The following is a 19,640-nucleotide window of genomic DNA, read 5'->3' as shown; positions in this document are numbered from 1 at the left end:
GGGCGGCTCCAGGCGGGGCGCGCGGGGCGGCCCCGTGGACAGGGGCCGGCGCGCGTGGGACTAAAATGGCGGATTCACTCCAATACGGTGGCATATCTTGAGCACCGCCATGCCCAGCGCGAACGTTTTTGTCCGTCCGGATTCCTACCTGACCCTGCATTACCGCATCGTCCTTGCCTCCGGGCCGGGCGAAGGGTCCGTCTTCGCCGATACCTTCACTGGCCGTCCGGCCACCTTGCAGTTGGGAACGGGCCTATGGGCGCCAGGCATGGAAGCCGCCCTGCTGGACCAGCCCGAAGGCAGCCTCTTCAGCGTGACGCTGGCGCCCGCGCAGGCCTACGGGGATCGCAATCCCGAGCTGATCCAGCGCGTCAGCCGCGCCATGCTCGCCGAACATGCCGGCGCCGACGCCGGCTTCGAACCGGGCGACCTGGTGGAATTCCAGGCGCCCAACGGCGGCCGTTATTCCGGTGTGCTGAAGTCCCTCGACGACGACGGCGCGCTGTTCGACTTCAACCATCCGCTGGCGGGCACCGCGCTGCGGCTCGATGTCCAGATCCTGGGAGTGCTGTGATGAGAGGGAGCTCCGCCACCGTGACCGCGCCGCAGGCTGAAGTCCTGCTGGCGCAACCGCGCGGCTTTTGCGCCGGCGTGGACCGCGCCATCGATATCGTCGAGCGCGCGCTCGAGCTGCATGGCGCGCCCATCTACGTGCGCCACGAGATCGTTCACAACCGGTACGTCGTCGAAGACCTGCGGCGCAAGGGTGCCGTCTTCATCGACGAACTGGAAGACGCGCCGGCCGGGGCCATCGTGGTGTTTTCCGCGCATGGCGTATCCAAGGCCGTGCGCGCGGAAGCCGAAGAACGCGGCCTGCGGGTCTTCGATGCCACATGCCCGCTGGTGACCAAGGTGCACGTGGAGGTCGCGCGGATGCGCGCCGCGGGCCGCGAGATCGTCATGATCGGCCACAAGGGACATCCGGAAGTGGAAGGCACGCTGGGCCAGTCCCGCGACGGCATGTATCTGGTCGAGACGGTGGAAGACGTCCAGGCCCTGCGCGTCACGGACCCGGAACGACTGGCCTTCGTTACCCAGACCACGCTTTCGGTGGATGACGCCGCCGCGGTCGCCGCCGCGCTGAAGTCGCGCTTTCCTTCCATCGTCGAGCCGCGCAAGAGCGATATCTGCTACGCGACGCAAAACCGCCAGGATGCCGTCAAGGTGCTGGCACCCGAATGCGATCTGGTGCTGGTGGTGGGCAGTCCCAACAGCTCGAATTCCAACCGGCTGCGGGAAGTCGCGGAACGCAAGGGCGTGGCCGCCTTCCTCGTCGACGGCGCGCAGGCCATCGATCCCGCGTGGCTGCAAGGCCGCAAGCGCATCGGCATTACCGCGGGCGCTTCGGCCCCGGAAGTCCTGGTGCGGCAGGTGATCGATCGCGTGAGGGAATTGGGCGCGGTGTCCGTCAGGACGATGCCCGGCCTGGAAGAAAACGTCGCGTTTCCCTTGCCCAAGGGCCTGTCCCGCAAGACCGCCGACCCGGCCCAGCCGCCGCGTTGAGGCGTGGCGCACTGCCAGGAGCCCGCATGCAGCTATACAGCTACTTCCGCAGTTCGGCCGCCTATCGCGTCCGTATCGCGCTGAATCTGAAGGGACTGCCCTACGACTATGCGACGGTCCATCTGCTCAAGGAGGGCGGCCAGCAGCTCAAGCCCGACTATCTGCGGCTGAATCCGCAGGCGCTCGTGCCCACGCTGGTGGATGGCACGGCGGTGTTGACGCAGTCGATGGCCATCATCGAATACCTGGAAGAAACGCATCCGCAGCCGCCGCTGCTGCCTTCCACGCCGGTTGCGCGCGCGCGGGTGCGCGCCCTGGCACAAGGGATCGCCTGCGATGTCCACCCGTTGAACAATCTGCGGGTGCTGCGCTATCTGAAACGCGAACTGGACGTGACGGACGCGGCGCGCGACGCCTGGTACCGGCATTGGGTGGAAACCGGCCTGCTTGCGCTGGAGCGCATGCTGGCGGATTCACCGGACACCGGCGTGTATTGCCACGGCGACACGCCGACACTGGCCGATGCCTGCCTGGTTCCCCAGATCTTCAATGCGCGCCGGCTGGATTGCGACCTCTCGGCCATGCCCATCATCGTGCGTATCGACGAGGCCTGCCGCGCCTTGCCGGCTTTCGCGCAAGCCGCGCCGGAAAACCAGCCCGATGCCGGATAGCGGCGGCTTCAGGTCACCGGCGCGGGGTTGAACAAGGCCAGGGCGTTGTGCAGCCGCAGCGCCTCCGCACGGCTCTTGCGGCGGCCGCTCGCCACGTCCAGCATGGTGTGGAACAGCTCCCAGCCGACGTCGGCGATCGTCGCTTCGCCGGTGGCGATGCGGCCCGCGTTCACATCCATCAGGTCGTGCCAGCGCCGTGCCAGGTCGTTGCGCGTCGCCACCTTGATGACGGGTACCTCGGCCAGCCCATAGGGCGTGCCGCGGCCCGTGGTGAAGACATGCAGGTTCATGCCCGCGGCCAGCTGCAGCGTGCCGCAGATGAAGTCGCTGGCCGGCGTGGCGGTGTACACCAGCCCCTTGGTCGCCAGTTTCTCGCCGGGCGCAAGCACGCCAGAGATCGCCGAGCGTCCGGATTTCGCGATCGACCCCATGGCTTTTTCCACGATGTTCGACAGGCCGCCTTTCTTGTTGCCCGGCGAGGTGTTGGCGCTGCGGTCGGCGTTGCCGCGCGCCAGGTAGGCGTCGTACCACGCCATCTCGCGGATCAGTGCCTGCGCCACTTCCGGCGTGGCCGCACGCGCCGTCAATTGCGCGATGCCGTCGCGCACTTCCGTGTTCTCTGAAAACATGACGGTTGCGCCGGCGCGCACCAGCAGGTCGCTGGCATAGCCCACCGCGGGGTTCGCCGTGATGCCGGAAAACGCATCGCTGCCGCCGCATTGCACGCCCACCACCAGGTCCGACACCGGACATTCGACGCGCCGCCGGGCGTCCAGCCGGGCCAGATGGCGTTGCGCGGTTTGCATGATGGACGCCACCATCGATTCGAATCCCACGTGGGCCTCGTCCTGCAGCGTCACGGTGTCCACCCGGTTGCCGCCGCCCGCGATGGGAATGCTGCCCGGCGGCATCAGGCGGTCCGGCTGCAGCTTCTCACAGCCCAGGCTGACCATCATGGCGGTGCCGCCGAAATTGGGGTTGAGCGCGATGTTGCGCAGGGTGCGGATCGGAATGATGGCATCCGGGGCGTCGATGGCGACGCCGCAGCCATACGTATGCTCCAGCCCGACCACATCGTCCACATTGGGATAGCGGGGCAGCAGTTCGGACCGGATGCGCTTGACGGCGTGCTCGACGACACCGGATACGCATTGGACCGTGGTGGTGATGGCCAGGATATTGCGGGTGCCGACCGACCCGTCGGCGTTGCGATAGCCCATGAAGGTGTAGCCTTCCAGGGGTTCCGCAGGGGTTGGCACGCGCGTGGACATCGGCAACTGGTCCAGCCCCGGCGGCGCGGGAAGGGTGGTGACGCGCTCGTTCACCCAGCTGCCGCGCGGCAGCGCCTGGGCCGCGTAACCGATAACCACACCGTAGCGGACGATGGCGTCTCCTTCGGCCAGGTCGCGCAGCGCGACCTTGTGGCCTTGCGGGACGGCCTCGCGCAAGGCCAGGCCATCAGGGAAGACGGCGTCCGCGGGCAGGCCGCCGTCATTGACGACGATCGCGACGTTGTCGTCATCATGGATGCGTATATAGAGAGGGGTTCGCGGCTCGGACATGGGGGCTCGCAACGGCGGTTCGGTCGGTGGGCCAGGAGACTGGTGTTTGTCATCGTACAACGGTATCGGCGAACTTGTCAGCCAAGTTGGCTGCCCCCTGGTAGAACGGTGCCCGTAAAAAAGGCTGGCAGGGGCGGTGGGTACGTTGTACGATAACGTATAACTACCGCTACAACCCTGTAACCCGCCCGTACGCGCCCACACAATGACCACGCCGCTCGAACTCAAGCAAATCATCTCCCAAGGCCTGCTGTCCTTTCCCATCACTGACTTCGATGAGCAAGGCGATTTCCGCCCCAGGACCTATATCGAGCGCCTGGAATGGCTGGCGCCCTACGGCGCCAGCGCCTTGTTCGCGGCCGGCGGCACCGGCGAGTATTTTTCCCTGGCCCCGGCGGAATACGCCGATGTGATCCGTACCGCGGTGCAAACCTGCGCCGGCAAGGTGCCCATCCTGGCCGGCGCGGGCGGTCCCACCCGCACGGCGATCGCCTATGCGCAGGAAGCCGAACGGCTGGGCGCCAAGGGCATCCTGCTGATGCCGCACTACCTGACGGAAGCCAGCGCGGATGGCATCGCGGAACACGTCGAGCAAGTATGCAAGTCGTTGAAGATCGGCGTCATCGTCTACAACCGCGCCAATTCGCGTCTGGGCCCGGACCATCTGCGCCGCGTGGCCGACCGCTGCCCGAACCTGATCGGCTTCAAGGACGGCGTGGGCGATATCGAAAACATGGTGCGTGTGCGCCGCGCCATGGGAGACCGTTTTGCTTATCTGGGCGGCCTGCCCACCGCGGAAGTCTATGCGGCGGCGTACAAGGCGCTGGGCGTGCCGGTGTATTCGTCCGCCGTGTTCAATTTCATTCCCAAGACCGCGATGCAGTTCTATCGCGCCATCGCGGCGGACGACCATGCCACGGTCGGCAAGTTGCTGGACGAATTCTTCCTGCCGTATCTGGAAATCCGCAACCGGCGCGCGGGCTATGCGGTCAGCATCGTCAAGGCCGGTGCCCGCCTGGTCGGCCGCGATGCGGGGCCCGTACGCGCCCCGTTGACCGACCTGACCGAAGAGGAATGCGCACCGCTGGACGCGCTGATCCGCAAGCTGGGATCGCAGTAAGGAGCGCCAAGGCCGGCGCGGCAGGCGCCGGCGTTCCCCGGCAAGCGCGGCATGTGCGGCATGTGCGGCATGTGCGGCGTTCAGGGACACGCGGACGGGCGCCCGCGTTCACGCATCATCCGCGCTTGTTGCGGTTCAAGGCGACCTGGCCCAGCACGGCCAGGTCGTGGTCGCCCAAGCCCTGCGCGACCGCCTCGCGCATGCTCGCCGCCACGATGTCGGCCAAGGGCAGGGAGGCGCCGACTTCCCGCGCCGCCTCTTGCGCCAGGGACACGTCTTTCAATCCCAGGCGCGCGCGGAAACTGGCCGGTTCGTAGCTTGCTTTCGTCATCAAGGCGCCATAACCCGTGTGCAGCGGGCCTGGCAGGATGGTGCTGGTCAGCAGCTCGACCAGCGTGCCGGTGCCGATGCCATAGGCGTTGGCGAGCGCTGCGCCCTCGGCCAGGGCTTCCACCGCGCTGGTCAGGATGAAATTCACCGTCAGCTTCATGGCGTTTGCGCTGTCGGGCGTGTCGCCCAGCATCACCGTCTTGTGGCCGATCAGGCCGAACAGCGGTTCGACCGTGCGTACCGCGTCGGGCTTGCCGGCGACCAGCAATGTCAGCTTGGCGGCGGCGGCCGCGTCGGGGCGGCCCATCACCGGCGCCGCGACATAAGCCACTCCCTGGGCGGCATGCGCATCGGCCAGCCGGCGCGCGGCGGGGATGGAGATCGTCGCCATGTTCACGTGCACGGCGTCCTTGTGCATGCGCGCGAGCGCGCCGCCATCCAGAAATACCTGGTCGACGGCCTGGTCGTCCGCCAGCATGCTGAAGACGACGTCCGCCTCGCACGCTTGCGCGGGACTGTCCGCCACCCGCGCGCCCAGCTCGCGCAACGGCGCGGCGGCTTGCGGCGAGCGATTCCACACGGTCAGCGTGTGTCCGCCCTTGATCAGGTTGGCCGCGATCGCGCGGCCCATATTGCCCAGACCGATGAATCCGATATGCATGACGATGCCCCAAGGCAAAGCCGCCGGCGTTCAGGCGCCGCCCGTGTACTCCTGCCCCAGGTATTCGTAGGCCTCGGTATTCACGTGCGAGACGCGCCATTCCACCGGCTGGCGGTGATAGGAATAGGCCACGCGGCGAATCTGCAGCAGCGGTTCGCCTTCAGGCACCCCCAGCCACGGCGCATGGGTGGCGCTGGCGCGGCAGGTCCGCAGGCGCTCATCGGTTGCGATGACGTTCACGCCGAACATGTCCTGGTAGAGACTATACAAGGTGCTCGGGCGTTCGCGCAGGTGGCGTTCCGTCATGCCGGGAAACAGCGTTTCGGGCAGGCTGACTTCATCGACCATCACCACGTCGCCGTTCAGGGACAGCACGTTGTTGAATTCGAACACATGGCTGCCGGCCGGCAGCCCGAGTTTTTCGCGGACCAGCGGCGCGGCGCGTAGGCGGCGAAAGCGCATCAGCTCGGTGGTGGGGTAGGATTTTTCACCGTCCTGCCGCACGATGCGGAAAAACTTGAAGAAATGCGAGTTGCGCGTGTGGACGGCGACGTAGGTGCCGCGCCCCTGATGGCGCACCAGGATGTTTTCCGCCGCCAGTTCGTCCACCGCTTTGCGCAGCGTACCGATGGATACGCCGAAGCGCTCGGCCAGCATTTTCTCCGGCGGGATGGCTTCGCCCTGTTTCCATTCGCCGTGTGCCAGCGCGGTCAGCATCGCCTTCTTGACCTGTTCGTAAAGGGGGCTGCCCAGTGGCACGGCCGAGGACGGCTGATAGTTCATATCGCTTCCAGCATAATGGCGCGGATTGTAAGGCGAGGTCCCGCTTCGCACTCGCGGTTGGGATTATATATATCATATATATGAATACATCGCGATAGACAAACGGCGCCCGCGTCGCTGTCATGCCTGGCCCCACCCCCGCGCGCGCATGCGCCTTGCTGCGTGGCCTCCGCGTCGATCGCCGACGCGCCGCCGCTGGGTTGTCGCGCCAATGCGCTGTCCCGCCGCACGGCGGTTTCGCACGGCCCCGCGTCGCGTTCCAATGCCATTTGCCAGGAGCGGTTCATGAAAACAGGCACTTGCAATCATCGTGCATACATTCCCATGCTGATGGAGCGTCCGCGCTCCGGGCGCATCGTCGCCGCGTTGTCGGGCGCCGCGTTGTTCGGCGCCGCCTTGTTCGGCGCCCCGCTGTGCGCCGCGCAGCCGGCGCACGGCACGCCGGTAGATGGCGGCCCGCGGGTCGCACAGGCTGGCCAGGGCACGGGCGGGCAGGAGGGCGGGTCCAACGGCGGGGGGCATCGGAAGCCTGCCGAATCCGGTTCCTCCAGGCCGGCGGGCGCCGGCACCACCGGTTCCGCAGACGGACAGGGACAAGGGCGTGACGCCACGTCCGCGTCGGGCGGCCAGTCCGTATCCGGCGGCCGCGGCGGCAACGATATGCACGGACACCAGGGCAACGATACGCAGCCGGGTAGCACAGGCCCCGCGCCGCATGGGACGGTGGGCCAGAGCGACAGCGCAAAAGGCAGCGAGGCCAACAGCGACAAGGGACCGGGGCATCGCGGTTCGGACACCAAGCCGGGCCACTGACCGATTGCGCCGGCACGCCGGCGTAGAAGCCACGTGTCGCCCTGTCCCTAGCGGCCGTCTTTTCGCCACTCCCGGTACAAGGCGGGCATTCTTTCCAACGCGAAGCTGGCCGCCGCTTTCCGTATGCCGTGCCGTCCACCGTCAAAGCGATGGGTTTCCGTGTAGACCGCGGGATTCGCGTCGGCGGGGCTGGTCTTGAAGACCCATGCGAAACACTGGGTCCCGGCCGGTATGCCGTCATCCTTGTCGTCCGCCAGGCCGGTATTGGCGATTGCCACGTTGGCCGGACTGCGGGCAGCCGCGCCCAGGGCCATCTCGCGCGCCACGGCCTCGCTGGTCAGGTTGTGCGTATCAAGGGTGCGCTGCGATACCTCCAGGCACCGCCGCTTGGCATCCGGGGAATAGACGACGAAGGCGCAGTCCAGCAATGCGCCCGCGCCAGGAATGTCGGCAAGCATGCTGGCGATCAGGCCTGCCGTGCAGGACTCCGCGGTGACCAGCGTCAGGTGATGGTCGCGCATGAATACGGCGACGCGCTCGATGGCGTTCATAGGTCTTCCTCCCGACCCCGCCCCAAGCAACTCGTGGACCCGGGTCCGCCGGTTGCTTACTGATGGGCTGCCATGGCCGAACGGCAACCGTCCGGCCGGGCCCGGTCCGCGCGCGAAAAGGAGCAGCTCCCATGGACATTCAGTGGGAAAACATCATCAAGTTCAGCATGTCGCCCATCGAGATCGTGATACGCGGCACGTTGACCTACTGGTTCATTTTCATTCTTCTACGCCTGGCCGGACGCCGGGACGTCGGGTCCCTGGGGATCGCCGATCTGCTCGTGGTCGTGCTCATCGCGGACGCCGCGCAAAACGCCATGGCTGGGGAATACAAGGCGGTGCCGGACGGCATGGTGCTGATCGCGACGATCGTGTTCTGGAGCTTCGTCGTCGACCGCGTGGCCTTTGCCTTTCCTATCGTGCGGCCTTTCCTGATGCCGCCGAAGCTGTGCCTGGTGAAGGACGGGCAATTGCAGAGGCGGGCCATGCGGCGCGAAAGCATTACCTCGGATGAACTCGCCAGCGAACTCCGGCAGAAGGGAGTCGAGGACATCTCGGAGGTGCGGCGCGCCTACCTGGAGCCGGACGGGTCGGTTAGCGTGATCAAGAACACGGGAGAATAGGAATTCGGGCCCAAAGCAAAAGGCCAACCCGTATGGGTTGGCCTTTTTTGATCTGGTGCCGGCAATAGGAGTCGAACCTACGACCTTCGCATTACGAATGCGCTGCTCTACCAACTGAGCTATGCCGGCTGAACGATATCGCGGCCGGGTTGCCCCTGCATGCGCAATTACCGCCTTATCGCTGACAGTTCACCAAGAACTTGAACTGCTTCCGGGATGGCTGTCCCGGAAAAGACCGAGATCATATCAGAGTTTTTGGATACACGGAAAGTATCGGAAGAGGACGCCATCGAAGGCCGCAACAGAAGCCGCGCACAAGCGCAACGGTAGCCACAACGATAACCACAACGGGAGCCACAACGGAGCCACAACGGTGGCCGAAGCAGCCCCCGGGGTCCCCGCTACGTCGCGGGACAGGTCGCGAAGATGCCGGCGGGATCCATGGAATGCTGCGAGCCATAGCCCGTGCCCATCGCCACCTTGTCGCGACCGGGTTATCCCTGATACGGTCTGTGTGATATATCAGAGTATTATCACTTGCGTTTTAGCAATGGATCACCATGGCCAGCAATTCCATCCCGACCGCGAAGCAGGACACCGCGCCTCCCGTAACGGGCGGCCGGGCGTCTTCCGGCGCCGCCTTGCGCGAGCTGGCCTATGCGGAGATCAAGCGTCGCATCATCTCCTGTGAGTTCCGTCCCGGCGAGGCGATCAACGAATCCCAGGTGGGTGCCTTGCTGGGGTTGGGACGGACGCCCGTCCACCAGGCATTGCACCGGCTCGAAAGCGATGGCCTGGTGTCCATCCTGCCGCGCAAGGGCGTGCTGGTCGCGCCGCTTTCTCTCAATGAAGTGCTGGACATGATCGAGGTCCGCCTCAGCAATGAATTGCTGTGCGTGACGCTGGCGGCCGAGCGCGCCCATGGCAGCGATATCCAGGCCATGCGGGATATCGTCGAACGGTCCGCCGCGCTGCTCGAACACCGGGACATCAACGGGCTGATGCAGCTGGACCTGAAATTCCACAATGCCATTTCGGCGGCGTCGCGCAACCGCGTACTGGCCGAGCTGCTGCGCGGGCTGCACGAAAAGCAGGCGCGCTTCTGGTTCCTGTCGCTGCAGGATCCGGAGCACCTGGCCAACGTCTACCACGAGCATATGGCCGTGTTGGATGCGCTGGCGCGCCGCGACATTCCGGCGGCGCGCGAGGCCATCCGCGCCCACATCGACGAATTCCGCAAGAACATCATCCGCTCCATCTGACCGAGGGAGCTCCTGGCTTTCATCGCGGCCCCAGCGGCCGCGGCATCACACGAGGGTTATCGCCATGCCGCAATTGAAGTTCCACGTCGCCGGACTGGGCGACCGCACAATTCTGATCGATCGCCTGGTCATCGCCGGTTGGGCGGGCCGCGATGCGGCGGCCGTGCAACACCATATCCGCGAACTGCAAGAGATCGGCGTGAAGCCGCCTTCGACGGTTCCTTGCTATTACCCCTTGGCGGCATCGCTGCTGACGACCGACGAGGAAATCGAGATTCCCCGCGCGGATTCCTCCGGCGAAGTGGAGGCGGTGCTCCTGGCCACGCCGGAGGGCCTGTTGGTCGGCATCGGTTCGGATCACACTGACCGCAAGGTCGAGGCCTATGACGTGACGGTGTCCAAGCAGATGTGCGCCAAGCCGGTCAGCCGTGAACTATGGCGCTTCGACGAGGTCGCCGGCCATTGGGATCAACTGGTGTCGCGCACCTGGCGCGTGCGTGACGGCCAGCGGGCGCTGTACCAGGAAGGCCCCATGACCAGCCTGCGCGATCCGCGCGAGTTGGCGGAAAAATACGCCGGCCTGGGCGGACTGCCGGTGGGCACCGCCATGTACTGCGGCACGCAGACCGTCATCGGCCAGCTGGGCTATGGCGAGCAGTTCGAGGTCGAGCTGCACGACCCCGTGTTGAACCGCAGCTTGCGCCACGCGTACCGCGTGCGCGTGCTGCCCGTTACCGACTGAACCGGCGCCGCCGGAAGGGACTCCATCCATGCAGACCATCAAGCAATTGCAGGGCGACCTGCAGGCGGGGCGGACCACCAGCGAGAAGCTGGTGGAGCAGGCCCTGGCCGCCATCGCGTCGTACCGCCAGGCGGGCGGCGCGGCTTACCTCCATGTGGACGCGGAGGCAGCGCTGCAGGCGGCACGCGCCAGCGATGCCGCCCGTCGCGCGGGTAACGCACCGTCGCCCATCGCCGGTTTGCCTGTCTCGATCAAGGACTTGTTCGATGTGCGTGGGCAGGTGACCGCAGCCGGTTCGCGCGCGCTGGCCTCGTCCGCGCCCGCCGCGGAGGACGCCGTCGCCGTGGCGCGGCTGCGCGCCGCCGGCGCGGTGCTGCTGGGCCGCACCAACATGAGCGAGTTCGCCTTCTCCGGCCTGGGCCTGAATCCGCACCATGGCACGCCGCGCGCGCCCTTCGACGAAGCCCGCGTTGCCGGCGGTTCGACTTCCGGCGGCGCGGTGAGCGTGGCCAAGGGCATGGCCGTGGCCACGCTGGGCACGGATACCGGCGGTTCTATCCGCATCCCGGCGGCGTTCTGCGGCTTGACCGGTTTCAAGCCGACGTCGCATCGCGTTTCGCTGCGAGGCGCCGTGCCGCTGTCGCGCACGCTGGATTCGGCCGGGCCGCTGGCCAATTCCGTGGACTGCTGCGTGATCCTCGATCGCATCCTGAGCGGCGCAGTGCTGGATGCGCGGCCCGCATCCCTGAAGGGATTGCGCCTGTACGTCACGCGCGACTTCGTCTTCGACGGAATAGACCCAGCCGTGGCGGCCGCCTTCGAGTCGGCCCTGTCGCGCTTGTCCGCGCGCGGCGCGCAGATCGTACCCTTCGACTTTCCGGAATTGCAGCAGTTGCCGACCATCAACAGCGGCGGCGGCTTTACGGCGGCCGAGGCCTGGCACTGGCACCGGGACTTGCTGGCGGCCAAGGCGCAGGAATATGACCCACTGGTCGCCATGCGCATCCGCCGCGGTGAGAAGCAATCGGCGGCCGACTACATCACGCTGATCGACCATCGTGCCCGCCTGATGGCGGCCGCGGCCGAGCGCTTGCGCGACGCGGATGCCTGGCTCATGCCCACCGTGGCCGTGCTGCCGCCGCGCGTCGAGGACCTGCAAACCGAAGAGGCCTTCTTCGCAACCAACGCGCTGGTGCTGCGCAATACCAGCGTGATCAATTTCCTGGACGGCTGCGGCGTATCGCTGCCGACCGGGCAGCCGGGTATCGGCCTGGCGGTCTGCGGACTGCAAGGCACGGACGCCCGGATCCTGCAGGTGGCGGGCGCGGTCGAGCCCGCCTTGGGCTGATTCAACAACATCCCCGCCGCGGGGCGGGCTATCCATTTCGTCTACCTACGGAGCAATTCCATGTCATCCACCGTTACCCCGGCGCCGGGGGGGGCCGCCAGCGCGCCGTTCCCGGCCGAGCGTACGCTGGCGTATCGCAAGATCGCCGTGCGTCTGATTCCCTTCCTGGTCTTCCTGTTCGTGCTGGCGTGGATCGACCGCGTCAATATCGGCTTTGCCAAGCTGCAGATGCTGCAGGACCTGCAGTTCAGCGAAACCGTCTATGGCCTGGGCGCGGGAATCTTCTTCATCGGCTACTTCCTGTTCGAAGTGCCCAGCAATCTGCTGCTGGAGAAGATCGGCGCGCGCCGCACCCTGGCGCGCATCACCATCCTGTGGGGCCTGGCTTCCATGGCGATGATCTTCGTCAAGACGCCGACGCAGTTCTACGTGATGCGCTTTCTGCTGGGTGTCTTCGAAGCCGGCTTCTTTCCCGGCGTGGTGCTTTACCTGACGTATTGGTTTCCGGCCGATCGCCGCGCCCGCATCAATGGCTATTTCATGACCTCGTTCGCCATCGCGGGCGTGGTCGGCGGCCCGGTCGCCGGCTTCATCATGAGCGCCATGTCCAGCGTCGACGGCTTGGCGAACTGGCAGTGGCTGTTCCTGATCGAAGGCATTCCGTCGGTGCTCGCGGGGTTCGCCGTGCTGGCCTGGCTGCCGGAAAAACCCGCCGACGCCAAGTGGCTGAACGATAGCGAGCGCGCCATCGTGGCGCGCGACCTGGACGCGGAAAGGCGCGATCCGGCCAAGCATTCGTCGCTGCGCGATGCCTTCAACGGGCGGGTGTGGCTGTGCGCGCTGATCTATTTCTGCATCGTCAGCGGCAACGCCACCATCGCGTTCTGGACGCCGTCCATCATCAAGGAACTGGGCGTGCAGGGCAATTTCAAGATCGGCCTCGTGTCGGCGATTCCCTTCATCCTGGGGACCGTCGCCATGGTGCTGAACGGCATCCATTCCGACCGCACCGGCGAACGCCGCATGCACAGCGTGCTGGCCAGCCTGGCGGCCGCCGTCGGGCTGGTGCTGACCGGCTATTTCCTGGGCAGTCCCGTCGCGGCGCTGTACGCGCTGTCGTTCGCCGCCATCGGCATCCTGGCCGCCTTTCCGGTGTTCTGGTCGCTGCCGGCCGCCTTCCTGACCGGCACCGCCGCGGCGGGCGGTATCGCGCTGATCAACTCCGTGGGCAACCTGGCCGGATTCGCCGCGCCGTACCTGATGGGCTGGCTGAAGGACAAGACCGGCAGCCTGGCATCGGGCTTGTATAGCGTCGGCCTGATGGAGCTGTGCGCGGCCATCCTGGTGCTGTTGTTCATCAAGGTCAAGCGCGACACCCCGCGCGCCTGACAGCGAGTGAAGTGGGATTTGCGCGACCATAAAAAATCGTGCTATAGTCTCGCTTCTCTAACAGATCCCCGATAGCTCAGTCGGTAGAGCGACGGACTGTTAATCCGCAGGTCGCTGGTTCGAGCCCAGCTCGGGGAGCCAAAACTGTTTAGAGAATCAAGCAATTAAAACCGCCCTGGCCGGCGGTTTTTCTTTTTGCGCTTCCTGCTGTGACGAAAACGTGGCCGCGTGCGCGCGGTGCGATAGGCGGTCAGGCGCGAGATGCCCGTACTTCGAAACCGTCTCGATTTTCTTCCGCCCGCCAAGCTCTTTGAGCACAAGCAGCGGCGTGCCGCTTTGCACGTGCCACGATGCCCACGTGTGCCGGAAGTCGTGGAAGTAAAAGTCCTCGAGGTTGACCGCGGCGCATGCTCCGGTCAGCACACGGTAGTCGACCGCCTGGATCTCGATGGGTTCGCGGTCGGGCACTTCCGATCGCGTGAAAACGACCGTGGGATCCAAGCCCTTGCGCTGGCGCAGCACCTGCATGGCGTCAGCGTTCAGCGGCACGGCCCGCGCCTTCTTGGACTTCGCGCCCGGCGCGGTGATATAGGCATGTTGCTCGGCCGTGTCGACCTGCGTCCACCTCAGCGAGGTGATTTCGCTTTGACGCAGGTTGCTTCCCTTCCTATTGGCTCCGCTGCGAGCCAGTTAAGTACAGGCTGAACAAGCCGGTGCAGGAACTGCCGATTCAGCCGGTAAAGACGCGGATCGTTGACACGGCCTGCGACTGGACGAGGCCGATCTACGTCGATAAGGCAGGATGTGCCACCTGACGGAACGGCGAAGTAGGGCCTAGCGCACAACCCGACCGGTTTCGAGAACTGCTCCTGGAGACCTGTCAGGTAGACACCCCGTTCTACACATTACTAACCGATGATTACGGCGCACTCAGAGAGGTATGTTAACGTTCCGCAACGTTATTCTTTGCAAGAATTTACCGTTGCGCGGTAGCCAATGAACAGTAATAAACAGGTCCTTCCCTGGATCCAATCGCTTCGGGGAATTGCAGCCCTATTGATAGTCCTCGTGCACGCGCGGTTCATCCTTCCCGGGCCGACCGGCCATTTCATCGCGGACACTTTCTTCTTCCCGGGCGCCATGGGGGTGGATCTCTTCTTCATTGTTAGCGGCTTCATAATGGCCCTTACAACGAAAAGCAGCGACGGCTCGGCCGCATATGTCCGAACATTTGCGATAAAGCGAGTGGCCCGAATCTGGCCTCTATACCTGTGCGTCAGTCTGCTCACACTTTTGCTTCCGCCGGACGCTGGGTGGCTTTCTAATTGGGCTCACATAAAAGGCTTCATTCGGAGTCTGCTTCTGATTCCAGTCAACCCTGATGCTGGCTTGTATCTTGGCATGCCGGTGAACGTGTCATGGACGCTGACTTTCGAGGTCTACTTTTATGCCGTGCTTGCTGTGTCGATGTTTTTCGGGCGGTGGCGCTGGATCGCTGCGGCATGCTGGTTCGCCGTGACTCTGGTTTGGTATCCGGTGCATAGTGGCCACTACAGCCTTGACCCGTTCGGGCAACAGCCAATCCACTGGCTGAACTTCGCCAACGTTGCAATCAATCCGATTGTGTGGGACTTCATCGCGGGCTTGCTTGGAGGAGCGCTTTACCTTTCGGGTGCGCGGCTACCTTCGACAGCCGCGATGCAGTGGAGCTATTTGATCATCCTATTATCGATTGCCGCCATCTTGATGAAGGCCGTGATGGGTTCCCCTAGCCCCCACGGAATGACTGGCTTCGGCGCGCCGCTAGCGGCTTTGTTTCTCGGGATTGTCTTGCTTGCCAAGACCAAGGAGATCGGCGCTCCGAAATGGGCTCTATGGCTTGGCGACATCTCCTATTCGCTATATCTCACGCATCTCTTTGGGTTCCGACTGTCTGGGTTGCTGGTTTCCAGCCTTCATATAGAAGACGCTACGAAAGCGGCGATGTGTAATTTTTTTGGATCTATCGCGTTCGGAGTGGTCACGGGGGCGATCTTCTACAGCATGGTAGAAAAGCCATTTTCGCGATTTGCTCAGACGAAAATGCTCAGTCTATTCGCTGGGGGGCGGACGGCCGAGGCCGACTTGGCTCATGTGCCTCCCGGAGCAGCGCGACCTTAGTTGTGCCGCAGATTGCTATCAACGTTGAGGAACTAGGAATTGGTTTTTCCAGAAAGTGGCCTGCCTGTTCCCGAACGCTGGGGCTGCTTCGGCAATGGAAGGCGCGCTTATGTAAGACATTGAGGAATACGGTGGCTTGGCCAAAACGTGTCCACGATGCCCGAAAGCTGATCCAAAATGATGTGAAATCCGCCGCCGGTTTATGGGTAGCTACACCCGCAAGTCATTGATATAGCCGCGGTTTCCCCTTTCAGTTATTTCTGGTCGCCCGATTGTTAATCCGCAGGTCGCTGTTTCGAGCCCAGCTCGGGGAGCCAAATCTTCTAGGGAAACAAAGACATCAAACCGCCCGCGTGGCGTTTTTTTTGTCGTCTGGGATTCGCGTTTTGAACCTGATTGTGGCGTCCGTGGCGGGAGTTCGCTTCCCATCGCATGCGTGTCTCCGGGTTCTTCGTAGGCAGTCTGCTTGGGAGCCTTGTCGTTCCATCCCTGCCGGCCGCAACGCGAAGGCATGCGACTCATCGTGGAGATGTAGCGGTTGATCGGTCCGGCGACGAGCGACGGACAGCAGGACGTCGGGGGGCGTTTGGGGGGGCATGCTACGATCCCCCCTTGCATAAATAGATGGAGAGAAAGAATGAGCGCACGTGAAATTGACGGTTGGACCGTGTCTAGCGGCGCTTTCCAGTCGGGTGATGTGCCCGCAATTGCTGATGTCGCGACCCAGAAGGAAGGTCAGCCTGAGTCGGGCCGATTCTTTCGAGTCGTCACGGATCACACATTCATCGACCTTAGCGATGCCAAGACCGCCGCTGATGTTGTTGTGGATCGCATCGAGTCCGTCGACGAAAACGGGGTGCCGTACCCGTTGACCTACTAAGGTCTTGCCGGCATCAGCCCCAACCCGTTCGCGATATGCACGCCCACGGGCGACCCCAGCCCGCAGCAGGCATTCCACACATTGCCGGTCTCCGCATAAAAGGCAACCGTGTCGCCGGGCGCGCCATTGTTGCCCTCGGTGATGGGCGTGCAGAACGACGAGCTGAAATCGATCTGTCCGGCGTACAGCCACGGGTTCAGGTAGCCGAGCGCCTTGTCGCAGCCCTCGACCAGCCGGGCGATCAGGGCCGCCCACATCGGCGCAGCCGCGCTGGTGCCGTAGTAATCGCTCGGCAGTCCTGGGGGCTGCATGGCGTAGCCGCTCGCAATGGCGGCATTCGCCGCGACGTCGGGCAGGGCGCGTCCCGCGAGCAGTCCGGCGTTGAAGGAGTCGGGCAGCGCCAGCCCCTGCTGGTAATCCGGCACGGGAAATAGCACGCTGCGGCCGCCGCCGGTGGCGCATTTCTGGCCTACCTGGCTCATCTCGTTCCACACGACTTCGCCGTCGAGCGCGAGGTCGTCGGAAATAATCAATTCCGTCCCGCCGCAGGCCAGGCAGTAAGGCGAGCTTGCGGGGAAGGCGCAGTTCTGTGCGAGCAGGCCCTTGGGATTGCCGCGTGCGCCGTAGTCGCCCGAGGAAACGCAGATGGTCACGCCCGTCAGCGTCGCAACCGCAAACAGCAGGTTCACGCTCTGCGCATATTGGGGATCCCAGCAGTACTCCGGGACGCCCAGGCTGATGGACGCGACATTGCACGGATACGCCGTATTGTCGAAGGCCTCCAGCAGCGTGTCGATCCACGACCCGCCGCCGTGGCCATAATCCTCCGATCGTCCGTACACCACCAGGGTCGCGCCAGGCGCGACCGATCCCGCCAGCTTGATGTCCAGCATGGCTTCGCCGTTGTAGTCGGTATGGCTGGCCAGTTTCGCGCCGGCCACCTTCGCCGCGCTGTTCGCGCCATGGATAAGTTCTACCTTCACATCCTCGTTCAAGGATTGGAAATACTGCGTGTAGTTCTCCTGGTCGACCAGAAGATTGTCCTCGATGAGTGCGATCGTCGCGCCGACGCCGCTGTACGAAGTGGGATATTGGTAATACTGGTTTGCGACGGTAATGGGAGAGTTATGTCCGTTCGAGTTGGTCGACACCCAGCACGTGTTGTCTTCCGTGGTGGTCTGCCGTGCAGGCAGCGAAGCCAGCTCGTCCATGCCCAGCACCGCGGCAACATGCGCGTCCAGCGCGGGCGGCAGTGCGAGCGTTCCCGCATAGCCGCGGAAGGTGCGATCTTCATGGTGATACATCGAGAGTTCGACATCGAAGGCGCGCGCCAGGTCTCCTGCCTTGCCGACGATGGTGACGAAAAGGCCGCCCATCGACGTGTGATCCAGGGTGAAGCCATGCTGGACGCAGAACGCGCGCACGGCATCCAGCGCCTCCGGCGGCGGGCCGAATTCCGCTGCCAGCGATTGCGCGTCCAGGTACTGCCGCTGCCGGGGATGTTGCCCGCCAAGCTCCGCGGCTCGGGCAAAAATCGCCGCGTCGCCGCCTCGGCCTATCAGCCGCAGTGCCAGCCGCAGGACCTGATCGGGGGCCGCCGCGCCGGCCGGGCGGGTCAGCAGATGCGCGGGCAATGGACTCGCCTGGAAAATGGGCGGTTGCGGATGTTTTGTCATGGCGCTCATTTCTCCCGGGGCAATGGAGCAAGGCCGTGCGTCTCATGCCGGCCGATGCGTGGCGACGGTGCGATGGTAAGAAGCGTCGATGCGTCCGGCGTCTAGGACGATTCAGCCCGGGCACGTGGGGGCTGTTCCAGGCTTGGGAAACTTCGAAGGCGCCGCGACGGTGCCGCGGATCTTGCCCAGCAGCGTGCGTCCGCCGCTATCGACGCCCGCGCCCGCGGCGTCCCCGTTCGTATTTCCAAGGACGAACACACCGATCTTCGCGCCGGGATCGAAGGCCATGTAGCTGTTGTAGCCCGGCAGCGCGCCGTTCTTGTCCAGATAATCGTTCGACAACTGCCAGCCTAGGCCCATCGACAGCGAATTGGAGGCCGGCCATGGCTGCTGCGTGGCGGCGATGGCATCGCCCAGCGCGGTATCGGCCACCGACGACGGATCGATCTGCGCTTCCAGAAACGTCAGCATGTCGTCCAGCGTGGAAGACAGCGCTCCCGCCGCCAGGGCCGCCGATTGCAGTCCCCACTTGGGTGGATCGATGGGTGTATATGCGGGCGTGCCGCCGTGGTCGGTGTAGTTGTAGCCTTGCGCCACGCGGCTGGCCACCGTGGAATAGTCCACCTGGGTGGACTGCATGCCCAAGGGCTCGGTCAGCTGCTGCCGGATAAGCGCCGGCCATTGCTGGTAAGTGCTGTCCCAATCGGCGCTCTGGCTAGCCGTCATATAGGCGTGGGAAAGCACGTCGCCCAGCAGGGCGAACCCGGGATTGCTGTACTCCCACCACTGGCCAGGCGCATAGGGCGGCTGGAAAGTGTCCAGGAATTTTGTCAGCGAGGAAAACGGGTAGTCGCCGAAATGCGGGCGATAGCCGCATACAGGATCGGGCAGCCCCGCGCTGTGCGTTGCCAGGTGCCACAGCAGGACCTGCCCGTCGGGTTGGCTGAACGTCACGTTGCCCGGCAGCAGGGAATCGACCGAGGTATCGCCGGTGACCGGATTTACCGCCTGCGACGCCGCGAGGGGAAGCAGGGTGGCGGTGAAGACCTTGCTGTTCGATCCGATGAAGAAAACGATGTCGCGGTTCGGCGGCAAGGTGCCGCCCGCCTGCAGGCTGATGTCGCCGTGCCGGAAATAGTAGCGGGCTCCTTTGATGGTGACGCCGATGAGGAAGCCCACGCATTTGCCTGTTTCAGGATGGTCGGGTGCCGCGACCTTGGGATTGAAGATATTGGCGACCAAGGCGGACAAAGCATCGGAACTCATCATCGTGGCGCTCCAGCATGGCGTCGGTACGGAAAGGGCAGCGCAAAGAATATGGCAGGCGAGGGGAGAAAACCACTTCAAACGGGAAACCGCAAAACGGATTCCGCGGCGCTTGGCAAAAAAAGCGACAGCGCCTCGTTCGGTGCCTAAAAAAGGCCATACGCGTAATCGTCGACGGGGCCGCATATCGCGCGTCGCAATGTCACCATCTCCGTCAAACTGTCCTAAATTTCACTGTTG

The 19,640-nt window shown here is 64.5% G+C and carries 19 protein-coding genes and 2 tRNA genes; 13 read left to right on the top strand and 8 right to left on the bottom strand.

The features are described 5' to 3' along the window. Positions 1 to 109: 109 nt before the first annotated feature. The 3 genes from AKI39_RS16930 to maiA are packed head-to-tail and all read left to right on the top strand — an operon-like array spanning position 110 to position 2,234. A complete protein-coding gene (locus AKI39_RS16930) occupies positions 110 to 574 on the top strand; it encodes an FKBP-type peptidyl-prolyl cis-trans isomerase (RefSeq protein ID WP_066638481.1) in 465 nt (154 codons plus the stop codon). Further along, a complete protein-coding gene (gene ispH / locus AKI39_RS16925; RefSeq protein ID WP_066638479.1) occupies positions 574 to 1,563 on the top strand; it encodes a 4-hydroxy-3-methylbut-2-enyl diphosphate reductase in 990 nt (329 codons plus the stop codon). Before AKI39_RS16930 ends, ispH begins: the two co-directional genes overlap by 1 nt. A gap of 26 nt (positions 1,564 to 1,589) precedes the next feature. Continuing rightward, positions 1,590 to 2,234 (top strand): maleylacetoacetate isomerase, encoded by a 645-nt coding sequence (gene maiA / locus AKI39_RS16920; RefSeq protein WP_066638477.1) that lies wholly within the window; start codon positions 1,590 to 1,592, stop codon positions 2,232 to 2,234. Positions 2,235 to 2,242: 8 nt separating this feature from the next. Here maiA and garD read toward each other — a convergent pair whose 3' ends face one another. Beyond that, positions 2,243 to 3,796, bottom strand: coding sequence for a galactarate dehydratase (gene garD / locus AKI39_RS16915; protein ID WP_066638474.1), 1,554 nt, complete (start codon positions 3,794 to 3,796; stop codon positions 2,243 to 2,245). Between the two features lie 205 nt (positions 3,797 to 4,001). On the opposite strand from garD, the gene kdgD reads away from it, so the two are divergent. Beyond that, the gene (gene kdgD / locus AKI39_RS16910; protein WP_066638472.1) at positions 4,002 to 4,916 is read left to right on the top strand and encodes a 5-dehydro-4-deoxyglucarate dehydratase; all 915 of its coding nucleotides are present in this window, start codon (positions 4,002 to 4,004) and stop codon (positions 4,914 to 4,916) included. A 115-nt stretch (positions 4,917 to 5,031) separates the two neighbouring features. Here the strand turns inward: kdgD and AKI39_RS16905 are convergent, their stop codons facing one another. Continuing rightward, positions 5,032 to 5,907, bottom strand: a complete 876-nt coding sequence (locus AKI39_RS16905; RefSeq protein ID WP_066643209.1) for an NAD(P)-dependent oxidoreductase — start codon at positions 5,905 to 5,907, stop codon at positions 5,032 to 5,034. Between the two features lie 30 nt (positions 5,908 to 5,937). Then, positions 5,938 to 6,690, bottom strand: coding sequence for a GntR family transcriptional regulator (locus AKI39_RS16900; RefSeq protein ID WP_066638471.1), 753 nt, complete (start codon positions 6,688 to 6,690; stop codon positions 5,938 to 5,940). Between the two features lie 285 nt (positions 6,691 to 6,975). Between AKI39_RS16900 and AKI39_RS16895 the strand changes: the two genes are divergently transcribed. After that, on the top strand, positions 6,976 to 7,503 hold the full coding sequence (locus AKI39_RS16895; protein ID WP_145925298.1) for a hypothetical protein: 528 nt from the start codon (positions 6,976 to 6,978) through the stop codon (positions 7,501 to 7,503). Between the two features lie 47 nt (positions 7,504 to 7,550). Here AKI39_RS16895 and AKI39_RS16890 read toward each other — a convergent pair whose 3' ends face one another. After that, complete coding sequence (locus tag AKI39_RS16890; protein ID WP_066638466.1) at positions 7,551 to 8,054, bottom strand: CinA family protein; 504 nt, start codon at positions 8,052 to 8,054, stop codon at positions 7,551 to 7,553. A 131-nt stretch (positions 8,055 to 8,185) separates the two neighbouring features. On the opposite strand from AKI39_RS16890, the gene AKI39_RS16885 reads away from it, so the two are divergent. Next, complete coding sequence (locus AKI39_RS16885; RefSeq protein WP_066638465.1) at positions 8,186 to 8,677, top strand: DUF421 domain-containing protein; 492 nt, start codon at positions 8,186 to 8,188, stop codon at positions 8,675 to 8,677. A gap of 53 nt (positions 8,678 to 8,730) precedes the next feature. On the opposite strand, the gene AKI39_RS16880 is transcribed toward AKI39_RS16885, so the two are convergent. Beyond that, a tRNA-Thr gene (locus AKI39_RS16880) sits at positions 8,731 to 8,806 on the bottom strand. A 431-nt stretch (positions 8,807 to 9,237) separates the two neighbouring features. Here AKI39_RS16880 and AKI39_RS16875 point away from each other — a divergent pair. From AKI39_RS16875 to AKI39_RS16855, 5 genes are all read left to right on the top strand, one after another. Beyond that, entirely contained in the window at positions 9,238 to 9,939 is a 702-nt protein-coding gene (locus AKI39_RS16875; protein ID WP_066638464.1) for a GntR family transcriptional regulator, read from the top strand. A 64-nt stretch (positions 9,940 to 10,003) separates the two neighbouring features. Next, complete coding sequence (locus tag AKI39_RS16870) at positions 10,004 to 10,681, top strand: DUF2848 domain-containing protein (RefSeq protein WP_066638463.1); 678 nt, start codon at positions 10,004 to 10,006, stop codon at positions 10,679 to 10,681. A 28-nt stretch (positions 10,682 to 10,709) separates the two neighbouring features. After that, positions 10,710 to 12,029, top strand: a complete 1,320-nt coding sequence (locus AKI39_RS16865) for an amidase (RefSeq protein ID WP_066638453.1) — start codon at positions 10,710 to 10,712, stop codon at positions 12,027 to 12,029. Between the two features lie 60 nt (positions 12,030 to 12,089). Continuing rightward, a complete protein-coding gene (locus AKI39_RS16860) occupies positions 12,090 to 13,418 on the top strand; it encodes an MFS transporter (RefSeq protein WP_066638450.1) in 1,329 nt (442 codons plus the stop codon). Positions 13,419 to 13,483: 65 nt separating this feature from the next. Beyond that, positions 13,484 to 13,559 (top strand) — tRNA-Asn (locus AKI39_RS16855). Between the two features lie 15 nt (positions 13,560 to 13,574). Here the strand turns inward: AKI39_RS16855 and AKI39_RS16850 are convergent. After that, on the bottom strand, positions 13,575 to 14,048 hold the full coding sequence (locus AKI39_RS16850) for a site-specific integrase (protein WP_235610836.1): 474 nt from the start codon (positions 14,046 to 14,048) through the stop codon (positions 13,575 to 13,577). Positions 14,049 to 14,414: 366 nt separating this feature from the next. Between AKI39_RS16850 and AKI39_RS16845 the strand changes: the two genes are divergently transcribed. Both AKI39_RS16845 and AKI39_RS16840 read left to right on the top strand, forming a co-directional pair. Then, positions 14,415 to 15,578 carry an acyltransferase family protein gene (locus tag AKI39_RS16845; RefSeq protein ID WP_076879715.1) on the top strand — a complete coding sequence of 388 codons (1,164 nt, stop codon included), beginning with the start codon at positions 14,415 to 14,417 and terminating at the stop codon, positions 15,576 to 15,578. Between the two features lie 637 nt (positions 15,579 to 16,215). After that, positions 16,216 to 16,458: a hypothetical protein gene (locus AKI39_RS16840; protein ID WP_066638443.1), complete on the top strand. Its 243-nt coding sequence runs from the start codon at positions 16,216 to 16,218 to the stop codon at positions 16,456 to 16,458. On the opposite strand, the gene AKI39_RS16835 is transcribed toward AKI39_RS16840, so the two are convergent. After that, positions 16,455 to 18,134: a S53 family peptidase gene (locus AKI39_RS16835; RefSeq protein ID WP_158515185.1), complete on the bottom strand. Its 1,680-nt coding sequence runs from the start codon at positions 18,132 to 18,134 to the stop codon at positions 16,455 to 16,457. The genes AKI39_RS16840 and AKI39_RS16835 overlap by 4 nt on opposite strands. Positions 18,135 to 18,245: 111 nt before the next feature. Then, positions 18,246 to 19,403 (bottom strand): serine hydrolase domain-containing protein, encoded by a 1,158-nt coding sequence (locus AKI39_RS16830; protein ID WP_066638437.1) that lies wholly within the window; start codon positions 19,401 to 19,403, stop codon positions 18,246 to 18,248. Positions 19,404 to 19,640 lie beyond the last annotated feature (237 nt).

This window comes from Bordetella sp. H567 (assembly GCF_001704295.1).
Classification (GTDB): domain Bacteria; phylum Pseudomonadota; class Gammaproteobacteria; order Burkholderiales; family Burkholderiaceae_B; genus Bordetella_C.
Note: the sequence above shows the minus strand (reverse complement) of the source record. Positions and strands in the feature narration are given on the sequence as shown.